Annotated in this window: 24 protein-coding genes, 1 tRNA gene and 1 riboswitch; of the genes, 17 read left to right on the forward strand and 8 right to left on the reverse strand. The window is 42.5% G+C overall.

Annotated elements, in window-relative coordinates; translation table 11 throughout:
• Window positions 1-31: 31 nt before the first annotated feature.
• Complete coding sequence (locus tag KHS38_RS02050; protein ID WP_213486553.1) at window positions 32-1,924, reverse strand: TonB-dependent receptor plug domain-containing protein; 1,893 nt, start codon at window positions 1,922-1,924, stop codon at window positions 32-34.
• 112 nt (window positions 1,925-2,036) lie between these two features.
• Window positions 2,037-2,230, reverse strand: a riboswitch (cobalamin riboswitch).
• A gap of 124 nt (window positions 2,231-2,354) precedes the next feature.
• On the opposite strand from KHS38_RS02050, the gene KHS38_RS02055 reads away from it, so the two are divergent.
• Window positions 2,355-3,113: an SRPBCC family protein gene (locus tag KHS38_RS02055; RefSeq protein WP_213486555.1), complete on the forward strand. Its 759-nt coding sequence runs from the start codon at window positions 2,355-2,357 to the stop codon at window positions 3,111-3,113.
• A 139-nt stretch (window positions 3,114-3,252) separates the two neighbouring features.
• Here KHS38_RS02055 and KHS38_RS02060 read toward each other — a convergent pair whose 3' ends face one another.
• Window positions 3,253-4,107 (reverse strand): pirin family protein, encoded by an 855-nt coding sequence (locus KHS38_RS02060; protein ID WP_213486567.1) that lies wholly within the window; start codon window positions 4,105-4,107, stop codon window positions 3,253-3,255.
• Window positions 4,108-4,264: 157 nt separating this feature from the next.
• Between KHS38_RS02060 and KHS38_RS02065 the strand changes: the two genes are divergently transcribed.
• From KHS38_RS02065 to KHS38_RS02075, 3 genes are all read left to right on the forward strand, one after another.
• Window positions 4,265-6,589, forward strand: a complete 2,325-nt coding sequence (locus tag KHS38_RS02065) for a TonB-dependent receptor (RefSeq protein WP_213486568.1) — start codon at window positions 4,265-4,267, stop codon at window positions 6,587-6,589.
• 9 nt (window positions 6,590-6,598) lie between these two features.
• A complete protein-coding gene (locus KHS38_RS02070; RefSeq protein WP_213486569.1) occupies window positions 6,599-7,414 on the forward strand; it encodes a DUF4249 domain-containing protein in 816 nt (271 codons plus the stop codon).
• Between the two features lie 103 nt (window positions 7,415-7,517).
• Window positions 7,518-8,675 carry an MFS transporter gene (locus KHS38_RS02075; protein WP_213486570.1) on the forward strand — a complete coding sequence of 386 codons (1,158 nt, stop codon included), beginning with the start codon at window positions 7,518-7,520 and terminating at the stop codon, window positions 8,673-8,675.
• Here the strand turns inward: KHS38_RS02075 and KHS38_RS02080 are convergent.
• Window positions 8,672-8,950: a hypothetical protein gene (locus tag KHS38_RS02080; protein ID WP_213486571.1), complete on the reverse strand. Its 279-nt coding sequence runs from the start codon at window positions 8,948-8,950 to the stop codon at window positions 8,672-8,674. The genes KHS38_RS02075 and KHS38_RS02080 overlap by 4 nt on opposite strands.
• Before the next feature lie 144 nt (window positions 8,951-9,094).
• The gene (locus KHS38_RS02085; protein WP_249665251.1) at window positions 9,095-10,276 is read right to left on the reverse strand and encodes an aldose epimerase family protein; all 1,182 of its coding nucleotides are present in this window, start codon (window positions 10,274-10,276) and stop codon (window positions 9,095-9,097) included.
• A gap of 355 nt (window positions 10,277-10,631) precedes the next feature.
• On the opposite strand from KHS38_RS02085, the gene KHS38_RS02090 reads away from it, so the two are divergent.
• The 4 genes from KHS38_RS02090 to KHS38_RS02105 all read left to right on the forward strand — a co-directional run bounded on the left by KHS38_RS02090 (window position 10,632) and on the right by KHS38_RS02105 (window position 14,055).
• On the forward strand, window positions 10,632-11,441 hold the full coding sequence (locus KHS38_RS02090) for an MlaE family ABC transporter permease (protein ID WP_213486572.1): 810 nt from the start codon (window positions 10,632-10,634) through the stop codon (window positions 11,439-11,441).
• 10 nt (window positions 11,442-11,451) lie between these two features.
• Window positions 11,452-12,225 carry an ABC transporter ATP-binding protein gene (locus tag KHS38_RS02095; protein ID WP_213486573.1) on the forward strand — a complete coding sequence of 258 codons (774 nt, stop codon included), beginning with the start codon at window positions 11,452-11,454 and terminating at the stop codon, window positions 12,223-12,225.
• 2 nt (window positions 12,226-12,227) lie between these two features.
• Window positions 12,228-13,223 (forward strand): MlaD family protein, encoded by a 996-nt coding sequence (locus tag KHS38_RS02100; RefSeq protein WP_213486575.1) that lies wholly within the window; start codon window positions 12,228-12,230, stop codon window positions 13,221-13,223.
• Window positions 13,224-13,287: 64 nt separating this feature from the next.
• On the forward strand, window positions 13,288-14,055 hold the full coding sequence (locus KHS38_RS02105; protein WP_213486576.1) for an SDR family NAD(P)-dependent oxidoreductase: 768 nt from the start codon (window positions 13,288-13,290) through the stop codon (window positions 14,053-14,055).
• Here KHS38_RS02105 and KHS38_RS02110 read toward each other — a convergent pair whose 3' ends face one another.
• A complete protein-coding gene (locus KHS38_RS02110; protein WP_349627906.1) occupies window positions 14,056-15,993 on the reverse strand; it encodes a RecQ family ATP-dependent DNA helicase in 1,938 nt (645 codons plus the stop codon).
• Between the two features lie 198 nt (window positions 15,994-16,191).
• Between KHS38_RS02110 and KHS38_RS02115 the strand changes: the two genes are divergently transcribed.
• From KHS38_RS02115 to KHS38_RS02150, 8 genes are all read left to right on the forward strand, one after another.
• Window positions 16,192-16,989: a PASTA domain-containing protein gene (locus KHS38_RS02115; RefSeq protein ID WP_213486578.1), complete on the forward strand. Its 798-nt coding sequence runs from the start codon at window positions 16,192-16,194 to the stop codon at window positions 16,987-16,989.
• On the forward strand, window positions 16,964-17,284 hold the full coding sequence (locus KHS38_RS02120) for a rhodanese-like domain-containing protein (RefSeq protein ID WP_213486580.1): 321 nt from the start codon (window positions 16,964-16,966) through the stop codon (window positions 17,282-17,284). The genes KHS38_RS02115 and KHS38_RS02120 overlap by 26 nt, the downstream gene beginning before the upstream one ends.
• Window positions 17,285-17,301: 17 nt before the next feature.
• Complete coding sequence (mltG, locus tag KHS38_RS02125; RefSeq protein ID WP_213486581.1) at window positions 17,302-18,357, forward strand: endolytic transglycosylase MltG; 1,056 nt, start codon at window positions 17,302-17,304, stop codon at window positions 18,355-18,357.
• Window positions 18,357-18,764, forward strand: a complete 408-nt coding sequence (locus KHS38_RS02130; RefSeq protein ID WP_213486583.1) for an acyl-CoA thioesterase — start codon at window positions 18,357-18,359, stop codon at window positions 18,762-18,764. Before mltG ends, KHS38_RS02130 begins: the two co-directional genes overlap by 1 nt.
• A gap of 9 nt (window positions 18,765-18,773) precedes the next feature.
• Window positions 18,774-19,751: a YihY/virulence factor BrkB family protein gene (locus tag KHS38_RS02135; RefSeq protein WP_213486590.1), complete on the forward strand. Its 978-nt coding sequence runs from the start codon at window positions 18,774-18,776 to the stop codon at window positions 19,749-19,751.
• A gap of 105 nt (window positions 19,752-19,856) precedes the next feature.
• Window positions 19,857-19,944, forward strand: a tRNA-Ser gene (locus KHS38_RS02140).
• Window positions 19,945-20,250: 306 nt separating this feature from the next.
• Window positions 20,251-20,445, forward strand: a complete 195-nt coding sequence (locus KHS38_RS02145) for a cold-shock protein (protein WP_213486596.1) — start codon at window positions 20,251-20,253, stop codon at window positions 20,443-20,445.
• Window positions 20,446-20,619: 174 nt separating this feature from the next.
• Window positions 20,620-21,075, forward strand: a complete 456-nt coding sequence (locus KHS38_RS02150; RefSeq protein WP_213486598.1) for a cold-shock protein — start codon at window positions 20,620-20,622, stop codon at window positions 21,073-21,075.
• Between the two features lie 307 nt (window positions 21,076-21,382).
• Here KHS38_RS02150 and KHS38_RS02155 read toward each other — a convergent pair whose 3' ends face one another.
• Window positions 21,383-21,622, reverse strand: a complete 240-nt coding sequence (locus KHS38_RS02155; RefSeq protein WP_213486600.1) for a hypothetical protein — start codon at window positions 21,620-21,622, stop codon at window positions 21,383-21,385.
• A gap of 386 nt (window positions 21,623-22,008) precedes the next feature.
• Between KHS38_RS02155 and KHS38_RS02160 the strand changes: the two genes are divergently transcribed.
• Window positions 22,009-22,170, forward strand: coding sequence for a hypothetical protein (locus tag KHS38_RS02160; protein ID WP_213486602.1), 162 nt, complete (start codon window positions 22,009-22,011; stop codon window positions 22,168-22,170).
• A 281-nt stretch (window positions 22,171-22,451) separates the two neighbouring features.
• Here KHS38_RS02160 and KHS38_RS02165 read toward each other — a convergent pair whose 3' ends face one another.
• Both KHS38_RS02165 and KHS38_RS02170 read right to left on the reverse strand, forming a co-directional pair.
• Window positions 22,452-23,447, reverse strand: a complete 996-nt coding sequence (locus tag KHS38_RS02165; RefSeq protein ID WP_213486604.1) for a LamG domain-containing protein — start codon at window positions 23,445-23,447, stop codon at window positions 22,452-22,454.
• An 83-nt stretch (window positions 23,448-23,530) separates the two neighbouring features.
• Entirely contained in the window at window positions 23,531-24,991 is a 1,461-nt protein-coding gene (locus KHS38_RS02170; RefSeq protein WP_213486611.1) for a RagB/SusD family nutrient uptake outer membrane protein, read from the reverse strand.

A 24,991-nucleotide genomic window follows, 5' to 3' on the forward strand; every position in this document is an offset into this window, starting at 1 on the left:
CGGTATCTTACAGATACAAATTTACTAAAAATTAGCGGATTGAATAGCTTAAACCTGCGTTAAAGTTGGTACCCAAAGCGGTATAACCATACAACTCGGCATATTTTGCATTGAAGATATTTTTAACATCGGCAAAAACTTTCAGTCGGCGGTTAAGGAAACCGTATTCAGCATAGGCATCAACCAGGTTGTAGCTTTTAAGCACTTGTATAGAACTTGCATAACTAACCGGATCAGAGTAAACATCGTTACGCTTACTGTAATAACGATAGTTTAAGCTAACAAATGCTTGCGGTGTAAGTTGATAACCTGCAAAAATGCCAACCGTATTTTTAGGACGGCGTATCAAGTAGTTTTCTTTTACATCTGCTTTTACCGTGTTACCATGTAAATAAGTGTAATAACCTCGCAGATTTAACTTACTTAAATTAACAGACGACTCCAACTCCACGCCTTCGGCATTTTGTTCGTCTCTGTTAATGTAACCGTTAGCACCGTAGGCAATTTGATTGTTAATTTTGCGGTTATAATAATCGGCCCTGAAATTGAATATAGTACCAAATACATTATCAGAACTAAAACCGGCTTCGTAGCCGTGTGACGTTTCTGGTTTTAAATCGGGATTAGCACCGTACGGGCCATATAAGGCTGACAGATCAGGCGCTTTAAACGATGATGATACGGTTCCGAACAGACGTAGTTTGCCATTTTCAATCAGGTTTACTGACTGTGTTACCGAGTAGGTTGCCGCGCCACCGAAAAGATTATGACTATACAAGCGACCGCCAGCCTCTAAGTTAATTACGGCGTGTGGATCCGTAAAAAAAAGTGACCCGTATGCACCGAATAAGTTAACATGCTTATCCGTTTCGTTACTACCGCCCGAATTGGCCGCCGAATAACGATTATCTATCCCGGCAAGAATTTTAACGTAATCGCCCAACTGGTGATTTACATACATATCGGCAAAATGTACGCGGCCCAAATAGATGCTGCCGTATGATTGCAGGTAATTACGGTTGATGTTCTCGTAATTGTAATTCAGGTTTATTGCGCCTTTATCTAGTCGGTAAAGCACATTGGTACCGGTATTGAGGTTACGACTAAAATAGGTGTTAGCTGCATCCACAAAACCTTGGCTATCAAACTTACCGTTGTTGTAGAAATATCTGAAGAACGGATTGATGCTTAAACGTGAATCTACTTTATAGCCTAACCGCACGTTTAAAGCATCCTGTATAAAGCCATCTTTATCAAACGGCACGGTATTACCTGCCGGTTCCGCGGCTTCGGAAACACCTTTGGTACGGAAATGAGTAAAGTTTATATCATAGCTAAAGTCATTAATTTTTTGATTGATTCCGATTGAACCTTTATAAGTATTATAGCTGCCTGCTGTAGAAAGTGCATTTACGTTAATTTGATTGGTGGCATTCTTTTTTGTTACAATGTTGATTACGCCGGCCACCGCATCCGAGCCGTACAACGTTGATTGCCCGCCCTTCATAATTTCAATATGATCAATCTGGTCGATAGGCAAAAGGCGCAGGTCGTACACATCACCAATGGCAGTAGGATCAGTAACTAAAATGCCATCCAGCAAAATAAGAGTGTAACGTGTTTCGGCGCCGCGCAAAAACAGGCCTTTATTTAAGCCCGGATTGCTGGTAGCGCCGTTCACTACAACGTTTGCCTGCTCATTTAGCAACTCTGGTAACGTTTTGCCTGCACTACGCTCAATTTGCTGGCGGGTAATAACGGTGACTACCTTGCCGGTTTGCGATTGTTTTTGGTTGATTTTGGTAGCACTGATAGCTACGTCTTGCAGTACACGGGTGGTGTCCTGCGCATGGGCGGCTATACCGAATAGCGCCAACTGTGCAAGCCCCAGGCCTGCAACAGCTTTGATTTTGTTTTTTTTCATGTTGTTGTGAGAGATATCTCCTCACAGCATACCGAAAATGAAGTACGTTACGAATGAAAACACACTGATCTAAAGGCATTCACATTCAAGCTTCAATCCCCGAAAGCTATGAATTTATATAATGCTTATGGCAGGTATTCTGGCTTACTCCCCTAATCCGCCTTCCCGTGCGATATACGGCACAGTGGCTTTAGAATGGACTGTGGTATACAGAGCTTACAGCTGCGGGACAGCTCCGGATTTACACCGGATTCCCTTTTAATCCTATAACAACACGTTACAGGAACCAAAAAGCGGTGCAAAAGTAATAGATGCATTTACAAATACAACATCAGTTGTTTAAATAGAGTGTTTAAGGCAATATTTTTTAACTAAAAGCAAACTATAAACCTGTAACAGCTGTTGAGACAATACCTATAAAAACAATATTATGGCAACTACAGCATTAGAAGAAACTACATTTTTTAAAGGTCCGGAAGAACATGGTGCCACCAATTTGGAATGGCCAGAACGCTATGTATCCATAGCAGCAGGCGTTAAAATAGGCCTGTCCGGATTAACACATATATTTAAAAGTCCGTTTACCAGTATATTGAAGATTGGTGCAGGTGGCTACCTGTTAAACCGTGGTATTACCGGCCATTGCGAATTATATACCCGCTTAGGCAAAAACAGTACAGAGCCTGTAAACGTAAACATCCGTTCGTCATTCACCATCAACAAACCGCGTCAGGATGTGTATGAGTTTTGGCGTAATCTAAGTAACCTGCCACTGTTTATGAAACACCTGGAAAGCGTTGAAGAAATTGATGAAAAACGCTCACACTGGGTATTGAAATTGCCAGCCAACGTAGCTACCGTAAGCTGGGATGCAGAGATAGTGAATGATGAACCGGGCGCAGCTATTGGCTGGAGCTCACTGCCGGGATCAACTATTGATAACGCCGGTAAAGTAAGGTTTAAAGATAGCGTAGATGGCAAAGGTACCATCGTGGATGTGGTAATTAGCTACACCCCTCCTGCCGGTGGCGTTGGCACAGCCCTTGGCCATGTGCTTAACCCTGTGTTTAAAAGAATGGTTGATGAAGACGTGCGCAACTTTAAACAGTACATGGATGTAGAATCATCGGAAAACACCTTAGCAGGTACCGGTGCTGATCGGATTAATCATAACAGCGCTGTATTATAATTTATAACAACACAGCTAAAACAAAAAGAGCGGCCTTTGATCAAAGGCCGCTTTTTTTGTTTTACAAGTTTCAAGTACTAAAGCTTCGGTCAATAAATAGAACATTAATTGATATGGCCCAATAAAGCGAAAAACTTAGTTATTCGTCCCATGTACCAAACTTCCCCATGCGGTAATCCTGATATGCTTCCATAATTTCTTGCTGTGTATTCATTACAAATGGCCCTTGTGATACCACCGGTTCATTAAACGGTTGGGCATGTCCTAACAACAAAATGCTATCGTTTGCAGCGGTAATGGTTAATTTATCGTCATCGTTATTAAACTCAGCCAAATGCAGGGATCTGACTGCGGTGCCATTCACATTCAGCTCACCGCTAATTACATAAAAGAAAACGTTATGTTGTGCGGGTATATCTATAGTCACCTCTGCGCCAGGCTTAAAGTAAACAGTACTCAAAAATATCCCGGTTGACGATTCAAACGCTCCCTGCACATTTTGCATTTCGCCTGATATGAGGTTAACGGTCACCTTCCCTTCATTTAAACTGAGACTGGGAATCTCTTCCTTCTGTTTGCCAATGTAAAAAGGGTCAGCCATCTTTAATTTGGCAGGCAAATTAACCCACAGCTGTAAAATTTCGAGCGGGCCGCCAGCTTGTTTAAACTCGTCCGAAGATATTTCGGCATGGATCAGTCCGCGACCGGCACGCATCCACTGTATACCGCCAGCCTTAATTACGCTTTCATGTCCACTGCTGTCTTTATGTGAAATATCGCCTTCCAGTATAAAGGTTACCGTTTCCATACCCCGGTGCGGGTGCGGACCAAAAGGTAACCCGTGGTTATTGGCCTGGTAAACCTGCGGACCATGATGGTTCAGGAACAAAAACGGATCTATATAGTCAATATACTGGGTAGGCAGCGCACGGTAAGTTACCAGATCATCAATAGGTGAATATACGGCCTGATGTATTTTTTTAATAGTTCTCATATAATATATCGTTACACAAATTTAAATAGGTAATTAGACAAGAATGTTTTCGCTAAGTAAATAAATGTTTAAACACATATTCTCACCACAGTATTTATAGCTTTAAATCTGGGCTGATTGGTTTAAATATTTAACTTTGAAGGCATAACAAGCCTTAATGAAGTTAAAACTCCTATTACTGCTCCTGTCGTTATTTACTTTTTCGGCCTTTGCGCAGAAGCGCTATACGATAAGCGGCACCATACGTGATGCTGCCACTGGCGAAACACTCATCGGAGCTTCCGTAAAGATCCAGGGGGCCAATGGTCAGGCCGGAACCGCTACTAATACTTACGGTTTTTATTCGCTAACCGCTGCCGAGGGTACCTACACCTTAACCATTACCTACGTAAATTATCAAAACGTTAGCAGGGCCATCTCGTTAACCCAAAGCCTTCAACTTAACCAGGAAATGAAGCCCGGTGCTGAACTGAATGAAGTGGTTGTGCGCGCTTCCGACCGCAAAAATGAGAATGTGCGCAGCCCGCAAATGGGTGTTAACCGGTTAGACATGAAACTACTGGATAACGTGCCCGTTTTATTTGGCGAGAAAGACGTTTTAAAAACCATACAGCTCTTACCAGGGGTAAAATCGGGCGGCGAAGGCACTACCGGCTTCTTTGTGCGTGGCGGCGCAGCCGATCAGAACCTCATTTTGCTCGACGAGGCTACGGTTTACAACTCATCACACTTGCTTGGCTTTTTCTCTACCTTTAATGCCGATGCGATTAAAGATGTAAACCTTTACAAAGGCGGTATGCCTGCCCAGTATGGTGGACGTTTATCCTCGGTACTGGATGTAACCATGAACGACGGCAACAACAAGCAGTTTGGCGTACAAGGCGGCTTAGGCTTAATTGCTTCGCGCATTAAAGTGGAAGGCCCGCTGGTAAAAGACAAAAGCTCTTTTATGATCAGTGCGCGACGCACTTACATCGACTTACTATTGAAGGCATCGCCCGATTCATCTTTAAAAGGAAATACGCTGAATTTTTACGATCTGAATGCCAAGTTCAACTACAAATTCAATGATCGCAACACGATATATGCATCCGGCTATTTTGGGCAGGATAATATAGGCATTAAAAACCTGTTTGATAACGACTGGGGTAATACAACGGCTACAGTTAGATTTAACCACATATTTAATAATAAGCTCTTTTCAAACACTTCCCTGATTTATAACAAGTACAACTTTACAGTGAAGCTTTTGCGCGATGCCGGCAATTTTGGCATTACATCACTAATACGCGATTACAACCTGAAAGAAGACCTGCAGTATTTTAGTAATAACCATACCATCCGCTTTGGTGTGCAGGGTACACATCACCGCATAGCTCCTTCCGAAGTATCGGCTGACGAAAATTCCAGCTACAATACACAATCAATTGAAAACCGTTACGGTGCGGAACTTTCAGGTTATGTATCAGACGAGTGGAACCTGAACAACAGGCTTACCTTGCTTTACGGGGTTCGCCTGAGTTCTTTCTTTTTGTTAGGGCCCGGCACCTTCAACACTTATAATACCGGTGGCGATGTGATTTCTACCCAGCAATATGGTAGCGGCAAAGTGGCAAGGAGCTACTTCAATCCCGAGCCACGCTTTTCGGCAAGTTACACGATTAATGAACAAAACTCGGTTAAGGCTTCATACAACCGCAACACCCAAAACATACATATCTTATCTAACTTCAATTCCGGCTCGCCTACCGACCAGTATGTAATGAGCAGTAATAACATCAAGCCGGAAATTGCGGACCAAGTAGCCTTGGGTTATTTCCGTAATGAACAGGATAATACTTATGAACTATCAGGCGAAGTTTATTACAAATGGCTGCAACGGCAGATAGAATACAAAAATGGCGCGCGTCTTATCGCCAATGCCGAAGTTGAATCGGAGCTGTTATTCGGTTCTGGTCGTGCTTACGGGTTGGAAGTATACGCCAAGAAACGTACCGGCCGGTTAACCGGATGGATCAGCTACACCCTTTCGCGCACGGAGCGCAAGTTTGCCGGGTTAAACAATGGCAATTACTTTCCGGCGAGATATGACCGTACACATGATGTAGCGCTTGTTGGTATCTATAAACTGAATAACCGATGGACGTTCTCTGCCAATTACATTTACAATACCGGCAACGCCGTAACTTACCCTGCCGGCAAATACCAGATAGGCGGCTTAACCACGTTCTACTACACCGAACGTAATGCCAACCGCATGCCCTATACAAGTCGGCTGGATTTAAGTGCTACTCTTGAAGGAAAAAACACCGGTAGCAGGTTCCATTCAAGCTGGTCGTTTGGCTTGTATAATGCGCTCAATCGCAAAAATCCATATTCAATCGATTTTCAGGATGTACCCGGTGATCCTACCCGTACAGAGGCTGTACAAACCTCGCTGTTCGGTGTAATTCCATCCATTACCTGGAACTTTAAATTCTAATTGCAAGGTATGAGTATCACAAAATATTACCTCGTTATACTGGCCGTTGGTTTCATTGCCTCACTAAGCGCCTGCCAGAAAGTGATTGATGTTAAAGCAAACACATCACCGTCACAAATAGTGATTGAGGGCGACCTAACTGATGTACGGGGCATACAATACATCAAAATCAATCAATCTGTAGCTTATACTGAAACTAATACTTATCCAGCGGTAACCGGTGCTGATGTGAGGATAACCGACAACCTGGGTAATACCTGGAAGTTTAGCGAAACACAACCGGGCTTATATGCCTTTAATAACCTGCGTGGCATTGCCGGACGTACTTATACACTCAATGTAAAGAACGGCGAGCAGTCGTACATTGCGGTATCCGCGATGCCTGCACGCGTACCCCTGGATTCTATTCACATACGAGACATCACATTTGGCAATGACACTCATAAAATCATTGTAGCATATTATAACGATCCGAAAGATATAGCCAACCAGTACCGTTATGTAATGCGCATTAACGGTGTACTAAGCAGAAGCATTTATGCTGATGATGACCGACTAACCAATGGTAACGCTATTCAGGAAAACCTGTACCCGCAAAACGACGACAATGATTTTTTAGACATTAATCCGGGTGATCAGATTGAAGTGGAGATGCAGTGCATTGACAAGGATGTTTTCAAATATTGGTATACTTTACGCCAGCAATACCGCGGTGGCCCCGGCGGCGGTACAGCACCGGGCAATCCGCCATCCAACATCAGCAACCATGCTTTGGGTTATTTTAGTGCACATACAACGCAAACCAAAAAGATCATAGCTAAATAAGCTACTTAGTGTCACGATTACAATTATGTTTTCATGAACGCTGTATTTAGGGTACTTTTGCGCCACATCACATATACTGCTATACAGTATCAAATCGGCGCTTATGATCGAACAAAAGACTACACTACCCTATTCAAGAAATATTCTGCGTATAGCGGTGGGTGCCATATTTTTCTTACCCGGATTGATATTTGCCAGCTGGGCATCACGTATAGCTACCATTCAGCAAAACCTGAAACTTACTGACGCGGGCCTCGGTGGCCTACTTTTTTGTATACCTGTAGGTTTGATGCTGTCCTTAAGTGTTGCAGGCTGGCTGGTAAACCGGATCGGTAGCCGCAGGCTTTCCATGTTTTCGCTGATATTATACTCCGTAGCCCTGATCGGCCTTGGCGCAGCGCCTAACTTGCCTATACTCATTGCCTGCTTGCTATGTTACGGTTTTGCCAGCAACCTGGCTAATATTGCAGTGAACACACAAGCAGTTGCCATCGAAAAATTGTATGATACGCCCATTATGGCTTCTTTCCACGGCCTGTGGAGCCTGGCCGGCTTTGCAGGTGCCGGTATCGGAACGTTTATGATAGGCAATGATATTGTTCCTTTTTACCACTTTAGCCTGGTTGCTGTACTGGTAATTATCGGACTGCTTGTTAGCTGGCGGTTTTTATTGGATGACCAGTCGCCTGCCAAAAGCGGACCGGCGTTTGTACTGCCTGACCGGGCTTTGATTAAGCTGGGCATCATATCATTCTGCTCATTGATTTGTGAAGGTGCAATGTTTGATTGGAGCGTGATTTATTTCAAAAAAGTGGTACATGCACATAATGCCTGGATTGCTGCCGGATATACCTGCGCCATGGGTGCAATGGCTTTGGGCCGCTTTATTGCCGACAGCTTTGCTGCCAGCTACGGTATTAAAAAAACCTTACAGGTAAGCGGTATACTAACGGCAATGGGTATGCTGATAGCAATTTTATTTCCATCATTAATTGTAGCCATGTTTGGCTTTGTGTTGGTTGGAGCTGGTGTTTCTTCTGTAGTACCTATGGTTTACAGTGAGGCCGGTCGGTCAAAAACCATGTCGCCGGGTATGGCATTAGCAGCGGTGGCCACCATTGGCTTTGTCGGCTTTTTAGTTGGGCCACCGGTAATTGGCTTTTTATCGCAAGCGTTTAACCTGCGTATTGCACTTTTGCTGGTTGTTGGTATGGGCGTTTGCGTTACCTTACTCTCAACCAGAGCCCGCATTAACTCTTAGTCGTTGCGGGCAGTGTTCAAATCTGCGTCGGTTGGATTGAGGATGTATTCGTTATGCTCATGACCATTTTGCAAAACGAACTTCAAGCGCTCTTTTGGAACGGTAATATCTAATGACATTGCAGCAATAACCTCTGGTAAATTCTCAAGCACACTGGTTACCCGTGTATCATCCGACAATTCAATTAAAATATCCTCTCCTATAGCGCTGATATTCCAATTTTTAATTTGTGCGCTACTTAGTAAATCGATCCATTTTTGTTGATAAGCATTCATGCTATTAAAAAGGCGTAATCTAGCAAAAGGTTTTTAATTGCTTTGCCAAATGTATACCGGCCAATAATTGTCAACCTATTTAATAATAGAAAAGGCCGGCTCCATGAGGAACCGGCCTTTTCGATGAAATATTTAAAAATTTCTTTATTTAACCGAGAACTTATAAATGGTTGTTGTTTTGTAAGTCTGGCCCGGCTTTAACTCGGTAGTCGGGAAAGACGGCTTGTTCGGTGAATCCGGAAAATGCTGGGTTTCCAGGCAGAACGCAGTGCGTTTATCATCCTTAACGCCGCCTTTGAATTTGTTATCACCTTTCATAAAATTGCCCGAATAAAACTGTACGCCTGGCTCATCAGTGAATACTTCCATAACAATACCGCTCATGTTGCCCTGTACATTAATTACCGGTGTTTGCAGCGTGTGCTTGTTCAAAACAAAGTTATGGTCATAACCCTTGCCGCTTTTCAATTGCAGGTCGCCTTCTTCAATACGTGAACCAATTTCGGTAGGTTTTCTGAAATCAAATGGTGTATTTTCAACCGGAGCAATTTTACCGGTAGGAATTAACTTGTCATCTACCGGTGTATAGCTATCGGCATCAATCTTCAATACATGCTTCAAGATATCACCCGATCCGCAACCATTTAAATTAAAGTAGGCGTGGTTGGTTAAATTTAATACGGTGTTTTTATCGGTAGTTGCTTCGTAATCTATTTTTACTGAGTTATCATCACCCAGTGTATAAAGTACTTTCACATTCAATTTGCCCGGAAAGCCCTGCTCACCATCTTCTGACACACAGTTAAGTTGCAGCGTATGGTCATCAACCTGTTTGGCATCCCATACTTTTACATCAAACCCTTCTTTACCGCCGTGTAAGGTATTGGGGCCGTCGTTTGCCGCCAGTTTATACTCTTTACCGTCTAACGTAAATTTAGCATTGCCAATACGGTTGCCGTAACGGCCTATCAAGGCATTGTAGTAGTTGCTTTTACCTGCTTCAAAACCATCAACACTGTCAAAACCACCAACAACGTCGGTCATTTTACCTTTACTATCCGGCACTAAAATGCTCACAAAGCGGCCGCCAAAGTTGGTAATGGCAACTTGTACGCCTTTGGTATTTTTAAGTACAAATAATTTGGTTTGTTTCCCGTCAACGGTTTTTTCAAAATTTGCTGCAGGTGGTATGGTAACCTGCCCATTTGCAGTACTGTCTGTCATGCTGGTGTTTGTTTTGTTGGTAGATTGATTGCAGGCTGTAACTGATAACATGCCGGCTGCAAGCATAGCTGCGTAAAAGGTTTTGCTGGTTATATTTTTCATAATGGTTATTGGTTCTGTGATATGTACACGCGGTGGCTAAAATGTGTAAAATAACTAACTAATACAAGCAATAAAGTAAGCCCAGAATTTATTCAAGCTCATAAGATATACGAGCGGAGTTTTCTTAAGCTGAATAAGTTCTTTAGTCTTGTTAGTAAAGATGCCTAACGCCAAAAAGTTTGCTAAACAAACAACAATGTTACAGGCAAGCTGTTAGGTACATGGTTAATTAAACTTTGGTATAGATATTATTTACCCCCTGTGTTTTTACAAAGCGCTTACAAACGGGCAGGCATAAGTTTTAAGTAATGTACCCATTAGTAAATTTTATGCTGTAATTTTACCCGCTCAATTAATGGATACAAAAAATAGCACATCAGTTCTGGCAGCGAATGCCAAACCGCCTGCCTCCAGGCGATTTGCCAAATTTTTTACAGACGTTTATGATGTCTACCGCTTCATAGTTCGTTTTTTTAAAGAGGCATTCGTTCCGCCATATGAATTCAAAGAACTGATTAAGCAATGTTATGAAATTGGGGTTCGCTCCTTTCTGCTAATTAGTGTTACCGGCTTTATTGTTGGTTTAATTTTTACTAAGCAATCGCGCCCATCGTTACTCCAGTTCGGGGCTACATCATGGATACCATCCCTGGTGTCGATCGCAATTATGCGTGCATTGGCGCCGCTGGTTACAGCATTGATCAGTGCCGGCCGTGTGGGCTCAAGCATCGGTGCCGAAATTGGTTCCATGCGCGTAACGGAGCAGATTGATGCTATGGAAGTTTCCGGCACCAAGCCGTTCAATTACCTGGTATGTGTACGCGTGCTGGCTACCACCATCACCATACCAATTTTGGCTATATATAATGGTTTAGTTGCCATGCTGGGCGGCTACCTCAATGTAGCTGTAAACGAGGGCACGAGTTTCAGCACTTATGTGCAGCAATTTTTCCAGCCCTTAGGGTTTATCGACTTTGAATCATCTATAATCAAATCCATGGTATTTGGTTTTACCATCGGAATTGTAGGCTCTTATAAAGGTTGGAATTCATCAAGCGGTACAGCTGGTGTAGGTAAAGCCGCAAACTCTGCGGTGGTTACGGCTATGTTCCTGGTATTTATAGAAGAAGTAATTATTGTACAGATAACCGGCTGGTTCCGTTAGTTTTTAATTTATGGAGCAAAACAAACACGAAATAGATTACAGCGAAAAGGTTATCAGTATCAAGGGCCTCGAAAAGTCGTTTGGTGATTACCATGTATTACGTGGTATTGACCTTGACTTGTACAAAGGCGAAAACCTGGTGGTACTAGGCCGGTCAGGTACAGGTAAATCTGTATTGATAAAAATCATATCCGGCCTGCTCAAAGCCGATCGTGGCGACGTAAATGTGCTGGGCCAGGATGTAGTTAATATAACTACAGAAGACTTACAGGAACTGCGTAGACGCATAGGGTTTTCTTTCCAGAACAGCGCCCTATACGATAGTATGACGGTACGTAAAAACCTCGAGTTTCCACTGGTGCGTAACCGCAAAAACCTGCGCCGCAAAGAAATAGACGAAATGGTTGAACGTGTGCTTGATGCCGTTGGTTTAAAGCAAACTATTAACCAAATGCCAGCTGAGTTATCAGGAGGGCAACGCAAGCGTATTGGTATTGCCCGTACCTTGATATTGCGTCCGGAAATCATGCTTTATGATGAACCAACCGCCGGATTAGATCCCATCACATGTATTGAAATAAACAATCTGATCAACCGTGTTCAGGAAAATTTCAATACATCGTCCATCATTATCACGCACGATCTTACCTGCGCCAAAGCAACCGGCGACCGCGTAGCCATGCTGCTCGACGGGCAGTTTCAGCGTCAGGGAAAATTTGATGAAGTTTTTGCTACCGATGATGAGCGGGTTAAACAATTTTACAACTACAACTTTATACAGTAATAATGGATTCAGGAGAAAATAAACGTGCATTGTGGGTGGGCCTTTTTATCAGTATCGGCCTTGTCATATTAATTATAGGCATATTCACTTTAGGCAACCAGCAAAAAAGTTTTGTGAAAGGCCTGCATCTTAAAGCCCGTTTCACTAATGTATCGGGTTTAATTAAAGGAAATAACGTGTGGTTTTCGGGCGTTAAAGTGGGTACCATTAAAAACATCACATTCACCGGTATCAATCAGGTTGATGTAGAGTTCAATATCGATCAAAGCATTCAACAGTACGTACACCGTAATGCATTGGCAACTATTGGCTCGGAAGGCTTTATCGGTAATAAAACAATTAACATCGAAGGCGGCACGCCCGATGCACCGGTTGTGCAGAATGGCGATTCTTTAAGTACACGTGGCATATTATCAACTGATGATATTATGAAAACACTGCAAAAGAATAATGAGAACCTATTGTCCATCACCAGCGATTTTAAAGTACTGAGCAAAAATATGGTTGAGGGCAAAGGCTTAGCCGGCGCATTGCTTGCCGATTCAAGCCTGGCTATGCGTTTCAGAGCTGTTGTTGCAAACCTGCAAACTACTACCGCCAGCACAAACCAAATGGCTATCGAATTAAACCGTTTCGGTCGTAAAATGAATACCAAAGGCGGCCTGGCCGACAAGATGCTGACCGATACTGCAGTGTTTGCCAAATTGCAACAATCAGCCAACCAATTGCAGGAGGCTACAGCCAAAGCCGGCGTTTTAACAGATAACCTGAACCGTGCCAGTGGTAAATTAAATACTACCGACAACGCAATTGGTGTGTTGCTAAATGACCAACCTACCGCAAATCAATTGAAAAGCACACTTGACTATCTAAATCAAAGTTCAATCAAGTTGAATGATGATCTCGAGGCTGCTCAACATAATTTCTTATTGCGCGGATTTTTCAAGAAGCGTAAAAAAGAACAGAAAAAAGCGCAAGAGGCAACTAACAAAAATTAAGCTTAACAAAAAAAGGCCGGACTCATTCACTTGATCCGGCCTTTTTTATATTCCCTTAGTCTGTATGGTTATTGATTTTAGCGGCAAGAATGTACTGATTACCGGCGGATCGCGTGGCATAGGCAAAGCTTGCGCAAAGCTGTTTGCATCGCTAAATGCTACGGTAATTATAACCTACAAGAGTAATAAGGTTGAGGCTGAGCAAACACTATCCGAATTAGGTACACAAAACCAGCATAGCGCATGGCAGTTAGATCAGTCGAATGCTGCAGCTATAGAGCTATTTTATAAGGAACTGCTTCAAAAGTATTCCTGCTTGGATGTACTGATTAATAATGCAGGCGTTTTCGTGGATCATAAAATTGCAGAAGTAAGCTACGCCGACTGGCAACAAAGCTGGAACGAAACAATCGGCACGAATCTTACAGGCGTAGCTAATATGTGCTACTTTGCATCAAAGCAAATGATTGCACAAGGTGGAGGCAAAATAATCAACGTATCCTCACGCGGCGCATTTCGCGGCGAGCCCGACGCCCCTGCCTATGGCGCAAGCAAGGCCGGCTTAAATGCCATGAGTCAATCATTGGCATTAGCATTAGCGCCGCACAACATCAGCGTTCATATCATAGCTCCGGGCTTTGTACAAACCGACATGACCGCTGACCTATTGAACAGCCCTGCAGGTGAAGCCATAAAATCACAAAGCCCCTTCAACCGCGTAGCCGAACCTGAAGAGCTGGCCCGACTGGCGGTGGTATATGCCTCATCAGGATTCGAATTTACCAGCGGTGGTATTATCGATTTGAACGGTGCATCCTATCTCAGAAGCTAATCACACGTAAAACTTGTCGCCACTGGTTTTTATACGACCGCTATCCAGCAACATCCTGATTACAGTAAGGCGTTCTGATTTTTGGCCATGCTTTAGTGAAGTAACTAACTGATCAAGACTAACCGGTTCCTGGTTCAGCAACTCCATAATTTCTTCCGCTATGTTTTCATTCAGTTGAGCCGCATTTTTTTGACGCTTTTCCTGTAAACATACATCGCATACACCGCATTTAGGTGCGCCTGTTTCACCAAAGTAAGCTAACAGCATCTGGCTGCGGCATTGTTGCTGGCAGGCATACGTTAGCATGGCTTCCATCTTTTGCTGGTATACCGACTTACGGTTTTCCAGATAGCGTTTATCCAGTATCAGGTGATCGGATGTTACACGAGCCTTTAGATAGGTAACCTGTGGTTTATCCGTTTGCGGCAAATAGCTTAATACACCAGCCTGTTGCAGTTGCTGTAAAGCATCGGTCACTTGTTGTACACTTAAATTGGTACGGCGTGCTAAATCAAATTCGCGCAGGCGCACATAGTTGTCAAACGCACCACCGTAAGATCGCAGTAGTGTTTTGATAAATGGATCCCAAGCTGCGTTTTGTATCTGGAACTTGTACAAATCTTCATTATATACCTCAAAACGAAAACGCGATGGCAGGAATACACTTTCATTGAAAGCCAGGTGTTCTGCTTGTTCCAAAAACTTCAATGCATTTAGTGTTTTCAATGCGTCAAGCTTAAACCGGCTGCAAAAATCGGCCAGATCCAAATCAAAGCTTAACCCCTCGCCTGCTCCATATGCTAATTGAAAATAATTGGCCAGATAGTGGTAAGCCTGCTTTATTTCATCTACTGATGGAAAACTGGATTCAAATTTCTTTTCCTGCTTTAGTTTATCCGCTGCACTATATAATAAAACCGCATAAGCCTTTTGTTCATCACGACCTGCACGACCAGCTTCCTGATAATAAGCTTCCAGGCTTTCGGGCACATCCTTATGAATTACAAAACGTACATCGGGTTTGTCTATGCCCATTCCAAATGCATTGGTGGCCACCATAATGCGGATATGATTACTTTTCCACTGCTCCTGCTTAGCCGAGCGTAAATCGCCGGTTAAACCGGCGTGATAATAGTCGGCTGCCATGTCATGGTCGGTAAAATACTTTGCTATATCGACCGTTTCTTTACGGCTGCGCACATAAACAATACCTGTTCCTTTAACGCCCCTTGCTATATCCAGCATTTTGCGCAGTTTGTTTTCTTCATGCTGTACCAGATAGCTGATATTGTGGCGCTCAAAACTCTGCTGGTAAACATTTGGAGCTGTAAATAGTAGTTTTTGTTGTATGTCTTCCTTTACATCAGTTGTAGCTGTCGCCGTTAGGGCTAGTACAGGTACTTTAGGATGGAGTTCGCGCAAATCGGCAATGTGCAGGTAAGGCGGCCTGAAATCATACCCCCACTGCGATATACAATGCGCTTCATCAACCGCAATGAGATTTACCTTCATGTATTTGATTCGCTCGCGTACCAAATCTGATTGTAAACGCTCGGGCGAGAGATACAAGAACTTTACCGGCCCGTATATACAATTATCCAACGCAATATCCACTTCCCGTTTACCCATGCCAGATACGATAGCAATAGCCTGTATACCCTTGCTTTTCAAATTGTCTACCTGATCTTTCATCAGGGCAATTAATGGGGAAATGACTAAACAAATCCCTTCCATAGCCATTGCAGGCACTTGGTAGCATACCGACTTGCCCCCGCCAGTGGGTAGTAAGGCCAGTGTATCCCGTCCTTGCAGCACCGATTCAATAATCTCCTGCTGCAAGGGCCGGAAAGCTTCGTGCTTCCAATAATGCTTAAGTATCTGCTGTATGGTCATGTACGCGGTAACAATATTAATGTATTTAAGCGCATTTAACAGCATATTGTTTAAATGACGTTGGTATATAACTGGTTTTTAGGGTAATATACAATCGTAACGTACGGATACTAAACTCTTGAAGCTAATTGTTAATTTTGCAGCTTGTGTAAATGTGTTTGAACTGGCTTACAAATTTCTGTTTCAGAAATATTAAGTATGTTTGATAGCTGATTGCCTTTTAAAATTTGATTGCCCACACAGATGAGTAAATTCTGGACATATTTAAAAACCAAAGACTTTCGTAATAACTTTTTAGCCGCCGTTGGTTCGGTACTGGCCGTAATATTAATTGCTTATTTGAGTTTAGGTTATTATACCCGCCACGGATCTGGCGTACCTGTACCTAAATTAAAAGGACTTTCTATTGACCAGGCACGCGCCATAATGGAACAGCAGGGCTTTCGTTACCAGGTTGATTCCGTTTATGTGCAGGATCAGGCTCCGGGTACTATCATTGAGCAGGACCCTGACGCTGGTACCAATGTAAAGGAAGGCCGTACCATTTACTTAACCATGGTAACAACAGAAGCTCCTGAAGTATCTTTACCAGAGTTGGATCAAAGTACCTACCGCGAAGCCGTTGCTATTCTGTCAAACAACGGATTGAAGGTTGGCGACACCACTTACCGCTCTGACATTGCCCGTGACCGGATACTTGAAGTAACTTTTGGTGGTCAGATCATCAAAACCGGATTTAAATTACCTAAAGGATCAAAAGTTAATTTAGTGTTGGGCGATGGTGCCGGTGCAAATGAAGTTGATATACCCGACTTGTTAAACCAGGATCTGGATGCTGCGCGCTTTGCTATTCGCGGTGCCGGCTTAACGGTAGGGTCCATTACCTATGAGGGAAGTATTACCGACTCGACAAACGTAGTAGTGGTATCACAGTTCCCGATGCCTACCGACTCAACCAGCAAAACCAGTATAGGCACGCGTATTAATTTAACCGTTTCACAAGGTAAAAAAACGGATGAACCTCAGCCCGAGCAACCCTGATATCAGCGCAAGGGAGCTGCAACAACGGTTGCAACTCCCTGAACAATTACGCATTCTTGATGTAAGAGAGCCGATCGAATATCATACTCATAACATTGGCGGCTTAAATATTCCGTTAAATAAGCTCGCCGAATCAGGCGTTAAATTACCATGGAACATTGATGAAGAAATAATTGTTATATGCAAGGCCGGATTAAGAAGTGAAACGGCGCAATCCATTTTACAGCAAAATGGTTATGAGAATGTAAGAAACTTAACTGGCGGCTTGCTGGCCTTACGCAGAATACAAGAATAAACATACATTTACCTGTCATGAATCAACAATCGCAATCACCTGGCGGTACTTTCAAAAAGTTCATTATCGCACTGGTGGTAATCGTTATCCTCGCATTGGGTATTACCGGTGTTGTATATTACCTGCGCTATTTTGGCGCCAACGTAACCGACAAACAAGAATATCTATACATCCATACCGATGCAGGCTATAACGAAGTGTACGCCAACATACGTGAGCAAGGCATAGTAAAAGATACCACCACCTTTAACTGGGCCGCACACAACATGAACTACGTAAACCGCGTAAAGCCCGGTAAATACAAACTAAAATCGGGCATGAGCAACCGTGCGCTGATCAACATGCTAAAGTCGGGTGCGCAGGAAGCGGTGAAACTGTCATTTCATAATCTGCGCCTGAAAACCCAATTTGCCGGGTCTGTAGCCAAGCAGTTGGAGCCCGATTCTATCGCTATCATCAGCCTGTTGGATTCTACAAAGTTTATCGAGAAATACGGCTTCAATACCGAAAACATATATGCCATGTTTATTCCCAATACTTACCAGATGTATTGGAATACAACAAGCGAAAAGTTCTTTAAGCGTATGTACGGCGAATATGAAAAGTTTTGGACCGCAGAGCGCAAGCAAAAAGCCCAGGCACTTAACTTATCGCCCATACAGGTTTCCATACTGGCATCCATTGTTGATGCAGAAGCACTGCATGATGATGAAATGCCTATGATTGCCGGCTTGTACCTGAACCGGCTTAAGCGTGGCATTAAGCTGGAAGCCGACCCGACTGTAATTTTTGCTACCGGCGATTTTACCATCAAACGGGTATTGAATAAATATTTAAACACACCATCACCTTACAATACCTATCGTAATACCGGCCTGCCCCCTGGCCCTATTATGATGCCATCCGTTAATGCCATTAATTCGGTGTTGAATTACAAAAAGCACGATTACATTTACATGTGTGCTAAAGAAGATTTTTCGGGTTATCATAACTATGCAAGCAACGTGGCCGATCACCTGGCTAATGCACGCCGTTTCCAACAAGCACTTAACGAAAGGGGTATCAAAAGATAATGTTTCAATATACCACCAAATTACGTGTCCGCTACGGCGAAACCGACCAGATGGGCTATATGTACTATGGCAACTATGCCGAGTTTTTTGAGGTTGGCCGTGTAGAAATGTTACGCAGCACGGGGCTGACCTACCGATGGATGGAAGAAACAGGTATTATGATGCCGGTACTCGAAATGAAATGCCGTTACCTGAAACCGGCTTTGTACGATGAAGAGATCAGCGTCAGGGTTACAATTGAAAAAATGCCGGGTGTTAAAATTCATTTTAAGTACGAATTGTTTAACGAGAAAGAAGAACTGATACACGTTGGTGAAACGCTGCTGGCATTCATTAACATGAAAACCGGCAGGCCAAGTTTAGCCCCTCAAGAATTTTTAGACCAACTAAAGCCATATTTTGAGTAAATTTGGTGGATGGAATGGCTGCACCGCGTACTGCTGAGGTTGGGATTATACAGGAGCTTTATTGAATGGACCAAGCGGGTTATACTGCCCGGCTTCCGTCCGCTGCCATTGTATACCATTGCTGCTTTCTTTTTAGGCGAATTAAAAAAAAGTTCGCTGGTAAACCGCGCTTCATCGCTGGCCTATAACTTTATGCTGGCGTTATTTCCGGCCACCATCTTTTTATTTACACTAATACCTTTCGTGCCTATATCTCATTTTCAGGACAAGCTACTGGATCTGTTATCTGTAATACTGCCGGGCAACGCCTTTTCAGCATTGAAGAGTACCATGTTTGACATCGTGAAAAATCAGAACGGCAAGTTGTTGTCCTTTGGTTTCGCATCGGCTCTCTACTTTGCATCTAATGGCGTATATAACCTGATGCAGGCATTTAATAAATCATCATTAATTGTTGAAAGCCGCAGCTGGTTAAAACGTCGCCTGATATCAGTAGTGCTAACCGTAGTTATCAGTTTTTCTTTACTATTAGCCATCGGCATTTTAGTTGCCGGGCAAGCGGTAATTAACTTCTTACAATCGCGCATGTTCTCGACCTGGCATTTATGGCTATATCTCATTGCGCTATCCCGCTGGATCATTGTAGTACTTATCTTCTTTGTGGTTGTATCCACATTATACCGTTATGGCCCAGCGCACAAGCGCAGATGGAAGTTTATCAGTCCGGGTTCAATGCTGGCTACAACCTTAGCCGTACTTACATCTTTAGGGTTTACTTACTACATCAATCACTTTTCTTCCTACAATAAAATATATGGTTCGATAGGAACTTTGATTGTTATGATGATTTGGTTATACATCAATTCACTTATAATTTTGATAGGATTTGAACTCAATGCAAGCGTCGACTTGTCTAAAAGGAGCATCAAAATTGTAAAACCGAGGGTTAACAGCTTCCGCACTCACCAGCAACAACGGGCTCATTAGTGTATTTTAGCCTGATTATCAGCACCTTTCAAATACTGTGCCGACTTTGTAAAAAAAGTGAAATTAAAATTTGGCAATTCAGCACGGATTTGTACTTTTGTCCCCGGAGAGTTGGCAGAGTGGTCGATTGCGGCAGTCTTGAAAACTGTTGACTGTAACAGGTCCTGGGGTTCGAATCCCTAACTCTCCGCCAAAAAAATTTTCATCAGAAAAAAGCCTGCTTTGTAAATTGCAGGCTTTCTTTTTACATCCAATGTTCTCTTCATTTGTCAGGCCCATCGCTAAAAGACAATGGCGAAAATTGAATTCTCGCTTAACTAAGCTAAAATGAACATAACATAGTTCCAGCTTAATAGAAAAATGAATGCCGAACGAATTATGCTTTCACTATCAAGTGATCTTAGGCTCTGCTTGATATTAACAGGAAAATAAATATCTATAGCAATAAGTAAAATGCCGAATTTATTGCTTACCTTGCATACTTAGTAAATAAATTATAATGCAAAAAGAAGGAACAGTGAAGTTTTTCAATACCGAAAAAGGTTTTGGATTTATCTCACAGAGTGAAAACAGAAATGATGTTTTTGTACACTCAACTGGCCTCATTGACCCTATTCGTGAAAATGATTTGGTAACATTCGATGTGGAAGAAGGAAAAAAGGGTCTTGACGCAATAAATGTAAAATTAGCTTAACACACTATACCAATTTATTGTAAAGCATTCCCTTCTTTTATGGGAATGCTTTTTTGTTATTTAAATTTACTGATTCACTTGTATAGCGGTGCAAAATAAGAAGCCTTGCTACACATACAATTAAAAAGGCTTGAACCAATTGTAAGATGGTTCTCAAAAACAAATAAATAATCTATGGGTAGATCAACCGAAACATTTAGTAAAAAAGAAAACGAAAAGAAAAGGCTTAAAAAGCAAAGAGACAAAAAAGAAAGAGCCGAAGAACGCAAGGCTAATTCTGATAAGGGCAAAAGTCTGGAAGACATGATGGCTTACGTAGATCACAATGGTAACATCACTTCTACGCCACCTGACCCTACAAAAAGAAAGAATGTCCAGTCGGAAGATATTCAGCTTGGTGTACCAAAGCAAGAAGACCGTCCTGTTGAAACCGTTAGAAATGGAACAGTTGCATTTTTTAACGAATCAAAAGGTTATGGCTTTATCCGCGATCTGCAATCACAAGAAAGTATTTTTGTGCATGTAAACGGAATTGTAGAGCAAATTAAGGAAAACGACAAAGTAACCTTTGAAGTGGAGAAGACGCCAAAAGGGCTAAATGCTATAAAAGTAAAAAAAGCAGCTAAGTAAGCTTAAGCAATTGCTTGTACTGTTAAGAAAGTTTGTTCAGTTTCTTAACAGTACAAATGCAATATTGATATATATCTTGCTTTCGGGTCAAGTAAAAAACAAAGAGCGCTGTTGACATCCACAGCGCTCTTTTTAATTAGCGCACGACGTTTATGTATGTGTGTGCTATATTGAAGTACTCACTATTTATCTGCCCGTTACGATTAATTAAAAAACGTAACAGAGAATAATAAATGACTCTTTCACATAAAGTAAGCGATCCGCTCAATGGCGGGTCGTTTACTCTATAGACTCTAATATTATAATCTTAGTCATTATCGTCAACACCGCGCGTATTCTGTGTGTTTGAATTGCCGTCGCCTAAATCAACATCTAATTGATCCTCGTGGCCGTCATAGCCTATCATGGTATCTTCCATAGCTATTTTATACCCCTCCTCCTCTTTTTGTTTATGGCTCTCAATATTTGGATTAGTAGTATTTGTATCTGCTGCATTTCCCTCTGTCGGTTTCAAAAATCCGTTTTCTTTCTTCTGTTGATTTTCCATCGCTCTGTCTATTAATTGGTATAAAAATTATAATTAGTACATAAGGTTAATCTCCCTACCATACTTCATGTTAACTTATAGTTAAAACAATACATAGCTAAATGGTTTGAACTTTTTTGGAATAATCAAACTGTTCTAAAAAGCATAAGTCAATTCCTAATTATCATACAAATTAACTAGTAGAATTCAACAACGCACCCCGCCTCTCGACAAAGAAAAACGATATTCATAACTGCAATCATCATTGGTAACACACATTAAATCAACATCATACCAACTGAAATTTTCACCTTATAGTAGCAATTTTGTATGTGTAAACCCATCGGGAATTAACAGCTAAACTGCACTTAATTTTTAATTGGCACGATAATGGTTTAATCTTAAACATGAAAATAGTACATCTGAACATCAATTCAATATCAAAAGATACTAAGAAAGATATCATAGTACTTTTTGAAAGACAAAAGCGCGAACTTAAAGCTGTATATAACCGTTTCAAAGCTCAGGCGACGTTACCTGAAGCTCCCTTTACCGGTTTGATAGCTTAACTATATATTCCTCCAAGTGAGAAAGGCGCTTGTATGAGCGCCTCATAAATATTGTATGACTTGTTCATACTGATGGTTCCACTGTTATTCGTGAGATAACATTTGCATTCCTTGAGTCTATTCTTAGACACAATTAAGTGCTACAATGCATGTCGACTTTATAGACAGCAGTACTGTCAAGAGTCGATGGATTATTACTATATCCCCCAACAACTTCTATCCCCCAACAACTTCGTTCACTAGCACTGCTACCTTTTAGCAACTTCTGAATTCAGCATACCTTAATCAGGTTTCTCATTGTTATAGATACTCGTTACTTCAGTTGTGGAAAGCACCTTATTATAATAACGAATATCATCTAATGCTCCTTTAAAATAAGAGCCGCTATAGAAGTAATTAGGATTACTTGTATCTGTAAAATTGAACTGATCTTTGGGTAACTGCTGACCTATCGCCAAATTTACGGGTGCGGCAAGTTTCGCTGCGGTACCGGCCAAACTTTCTGTTTTTACCTGTACACCGTCTACATAAAAAGTTATAGCCCCATTGCCTACCGTAACTACGGCATGATGCCATTCGCCGGTAACCATCTTACCCGGATTGCTGTCTTTATCAAAAGTTGCAGCAGGTGTTTTCAAGGTCATAAATAAAAAATTATCTGCCTGCAACTGGAACTTAAAACCATTCCAACGATTAAGCGACATAATGTAATTATCGCCAAACTGTTCTTTTGGCTTAATCCACATGCTAATGCTCAGCATATCAGGATTTAGGGCGGTTTTATATGGCACTTCAATATAAGCCCCATTGGACAACTCATAAGCGCGATTATCTTGGCCAAAACGATCGGTAGTGAGCACGGGCAATGTGCCGCCGTCGGTATGATTGCCTTCTGTGCCTATAATGCCTGACATCAGTATGCCATCATTATGATTAGCGGTTGCATCTTGTGCGTTGCCATTGAACAACCATTTAGCAATTAAATTCTGCGAAGCTACCTCAGCAATTTGCCGGGCATTGAAAGCGGAAATTGCCCGGCGTAAACTAGCATAAGCATTATTAACCTCCTGCTGGGTAAACTGTCCATTGTTTACTGATGCAGCCATATCAACCGCCTGTTTCAGATCAGCTCGTGCTTGTTTTGGATACTGGCCTATATCCCGACCTTCCGGTGCTTGTGCGTAAACCTGAGTTATAGAATCGGTTAGCCGTTTAAGCTCCTGCTTATTGGCGTTATAATCAGCTTCCTGCTTATCTTTTTTACAGGAAGCCATCATTGCACAAATAGCAGGCACTATTGCGAAATATCGATATGATGTATATATACGTTTACGAATCATTACTGTGCGTTATTAAATACTTACAATCCGCCGTTGGTATTCCGCTCCGTTTGCGGAATTGGAAAAAAGCGATTTTGTGCGAAACTGAAATTTGGGGCGCCTGGCTTAATAGCAGCTTCGGCATATGCTTGACCATAGCGCATGACATCAAAATACCGTTGAAATTCCAAAGCCAGTTCAGACCTGCGCTCACGCCGTATAATATCCCGCAATTGGGCCTGGTCTGTTACTGTTATATCTGCCAGTAAACCTGCAGGTGCGGTACCATCATAATTGGTTCGGGCACGCTGCCTTACTTTGTTTAATGGCGCAAGCGCAGCTGTGCTCTGGCCGGATTCGTTCAACGCCTCTGCTTTTATCAACAAGATATCGGCAAAGCGGATAGCCTCATAATTAAGGTTTGCATCGTTTTTGGTGGTTGACGGTACTTCACTTAAAGGCTGCACATGTTTTTTGGATAAATAACCAGTAGACGACCATGAGGCATCAAAATCAGAATCAAAATAAGGCTGACCGGCACGAGCGATGGTACGATCCAATCTGGGGTCACCGGGTTCAAAATTATCAACAAGATTTTGGGTTGGATAATACACGCCTGCTCCATTCAAAGCCCGGGGTGCAAACCAGTAATTCAATGAATTGCCCTGCAACGGCTGTGCACTACGCACATGCCATACCGAAAAAATTGCTTCACTATTATTCTTGGCCGACGCATTGAAATTGTCACCGTAATCAGCGGTTAGCTGGTAACCTAACGCCTCAACCTGATCAGCATATTTTACCGCGTCTGCATACTTTTTCTGGAACAGGGCAGTTTTAGCCATTAAAGCCAGCGCGGCGCCTTTTGTGGCACGCCCGGCATCGTTACCAGCCTGCCACTTGTCAGGCAATCCGGCTACCGCTTCGGTCAGGTCTTTTTCTATTTGAGCATAAACTTGCGCCTGTGGCGATAGCGGCATGGCTGCATCCGCAGCAGTTGTTACTTTTAGGCGTAAAGGTATGTTGCCATAAAAGTTGGTTAACAAAAAGTAATAGTAAGCTCTCAAGAATTTTACTTCTGCCAGCGATTGCTTTTTAACCTCATCAGACACGCGGGTGTTACTTGCATTTAAACCATCCGTTACTACATTGCAACGGTTAATGCCATCATAATAACGTGCCCATAACGCTTGTACAGCAGCATTGCCCGGTAAAATGTTATAAAGATCTACACTGGTATAGTCGGCCTGCTCACCGGCGTTCCCTCCTATTATTACATCATCTGTAGCAACATCCCCCAGTACCCATAGGGGGTTAGCTGACGCATCGGTAAAGGTTAACGGTATATATGCGGCATTCACCGCGGTTTTGGTGGTTGCATCATTACTGAATAAATCTTCATTTGAATAATATCCAAGCGCCGGTTCGTCTAAAAACTTTTTGCAGCCCGTGCCCAGCAGCAGGCAGGCAAACAACGGCGTTATTATATAGTTAATTCTCAT

The organism is Mucilaginibacter sp. Bleaf8, from assembly GCF_018390515.1.
Classification (GTDB): Bacteria; Bacteroidota; Bacteroidia; order Sphingobacteriales; family Sphingobacteriaceae; genus Mucilaginibacter.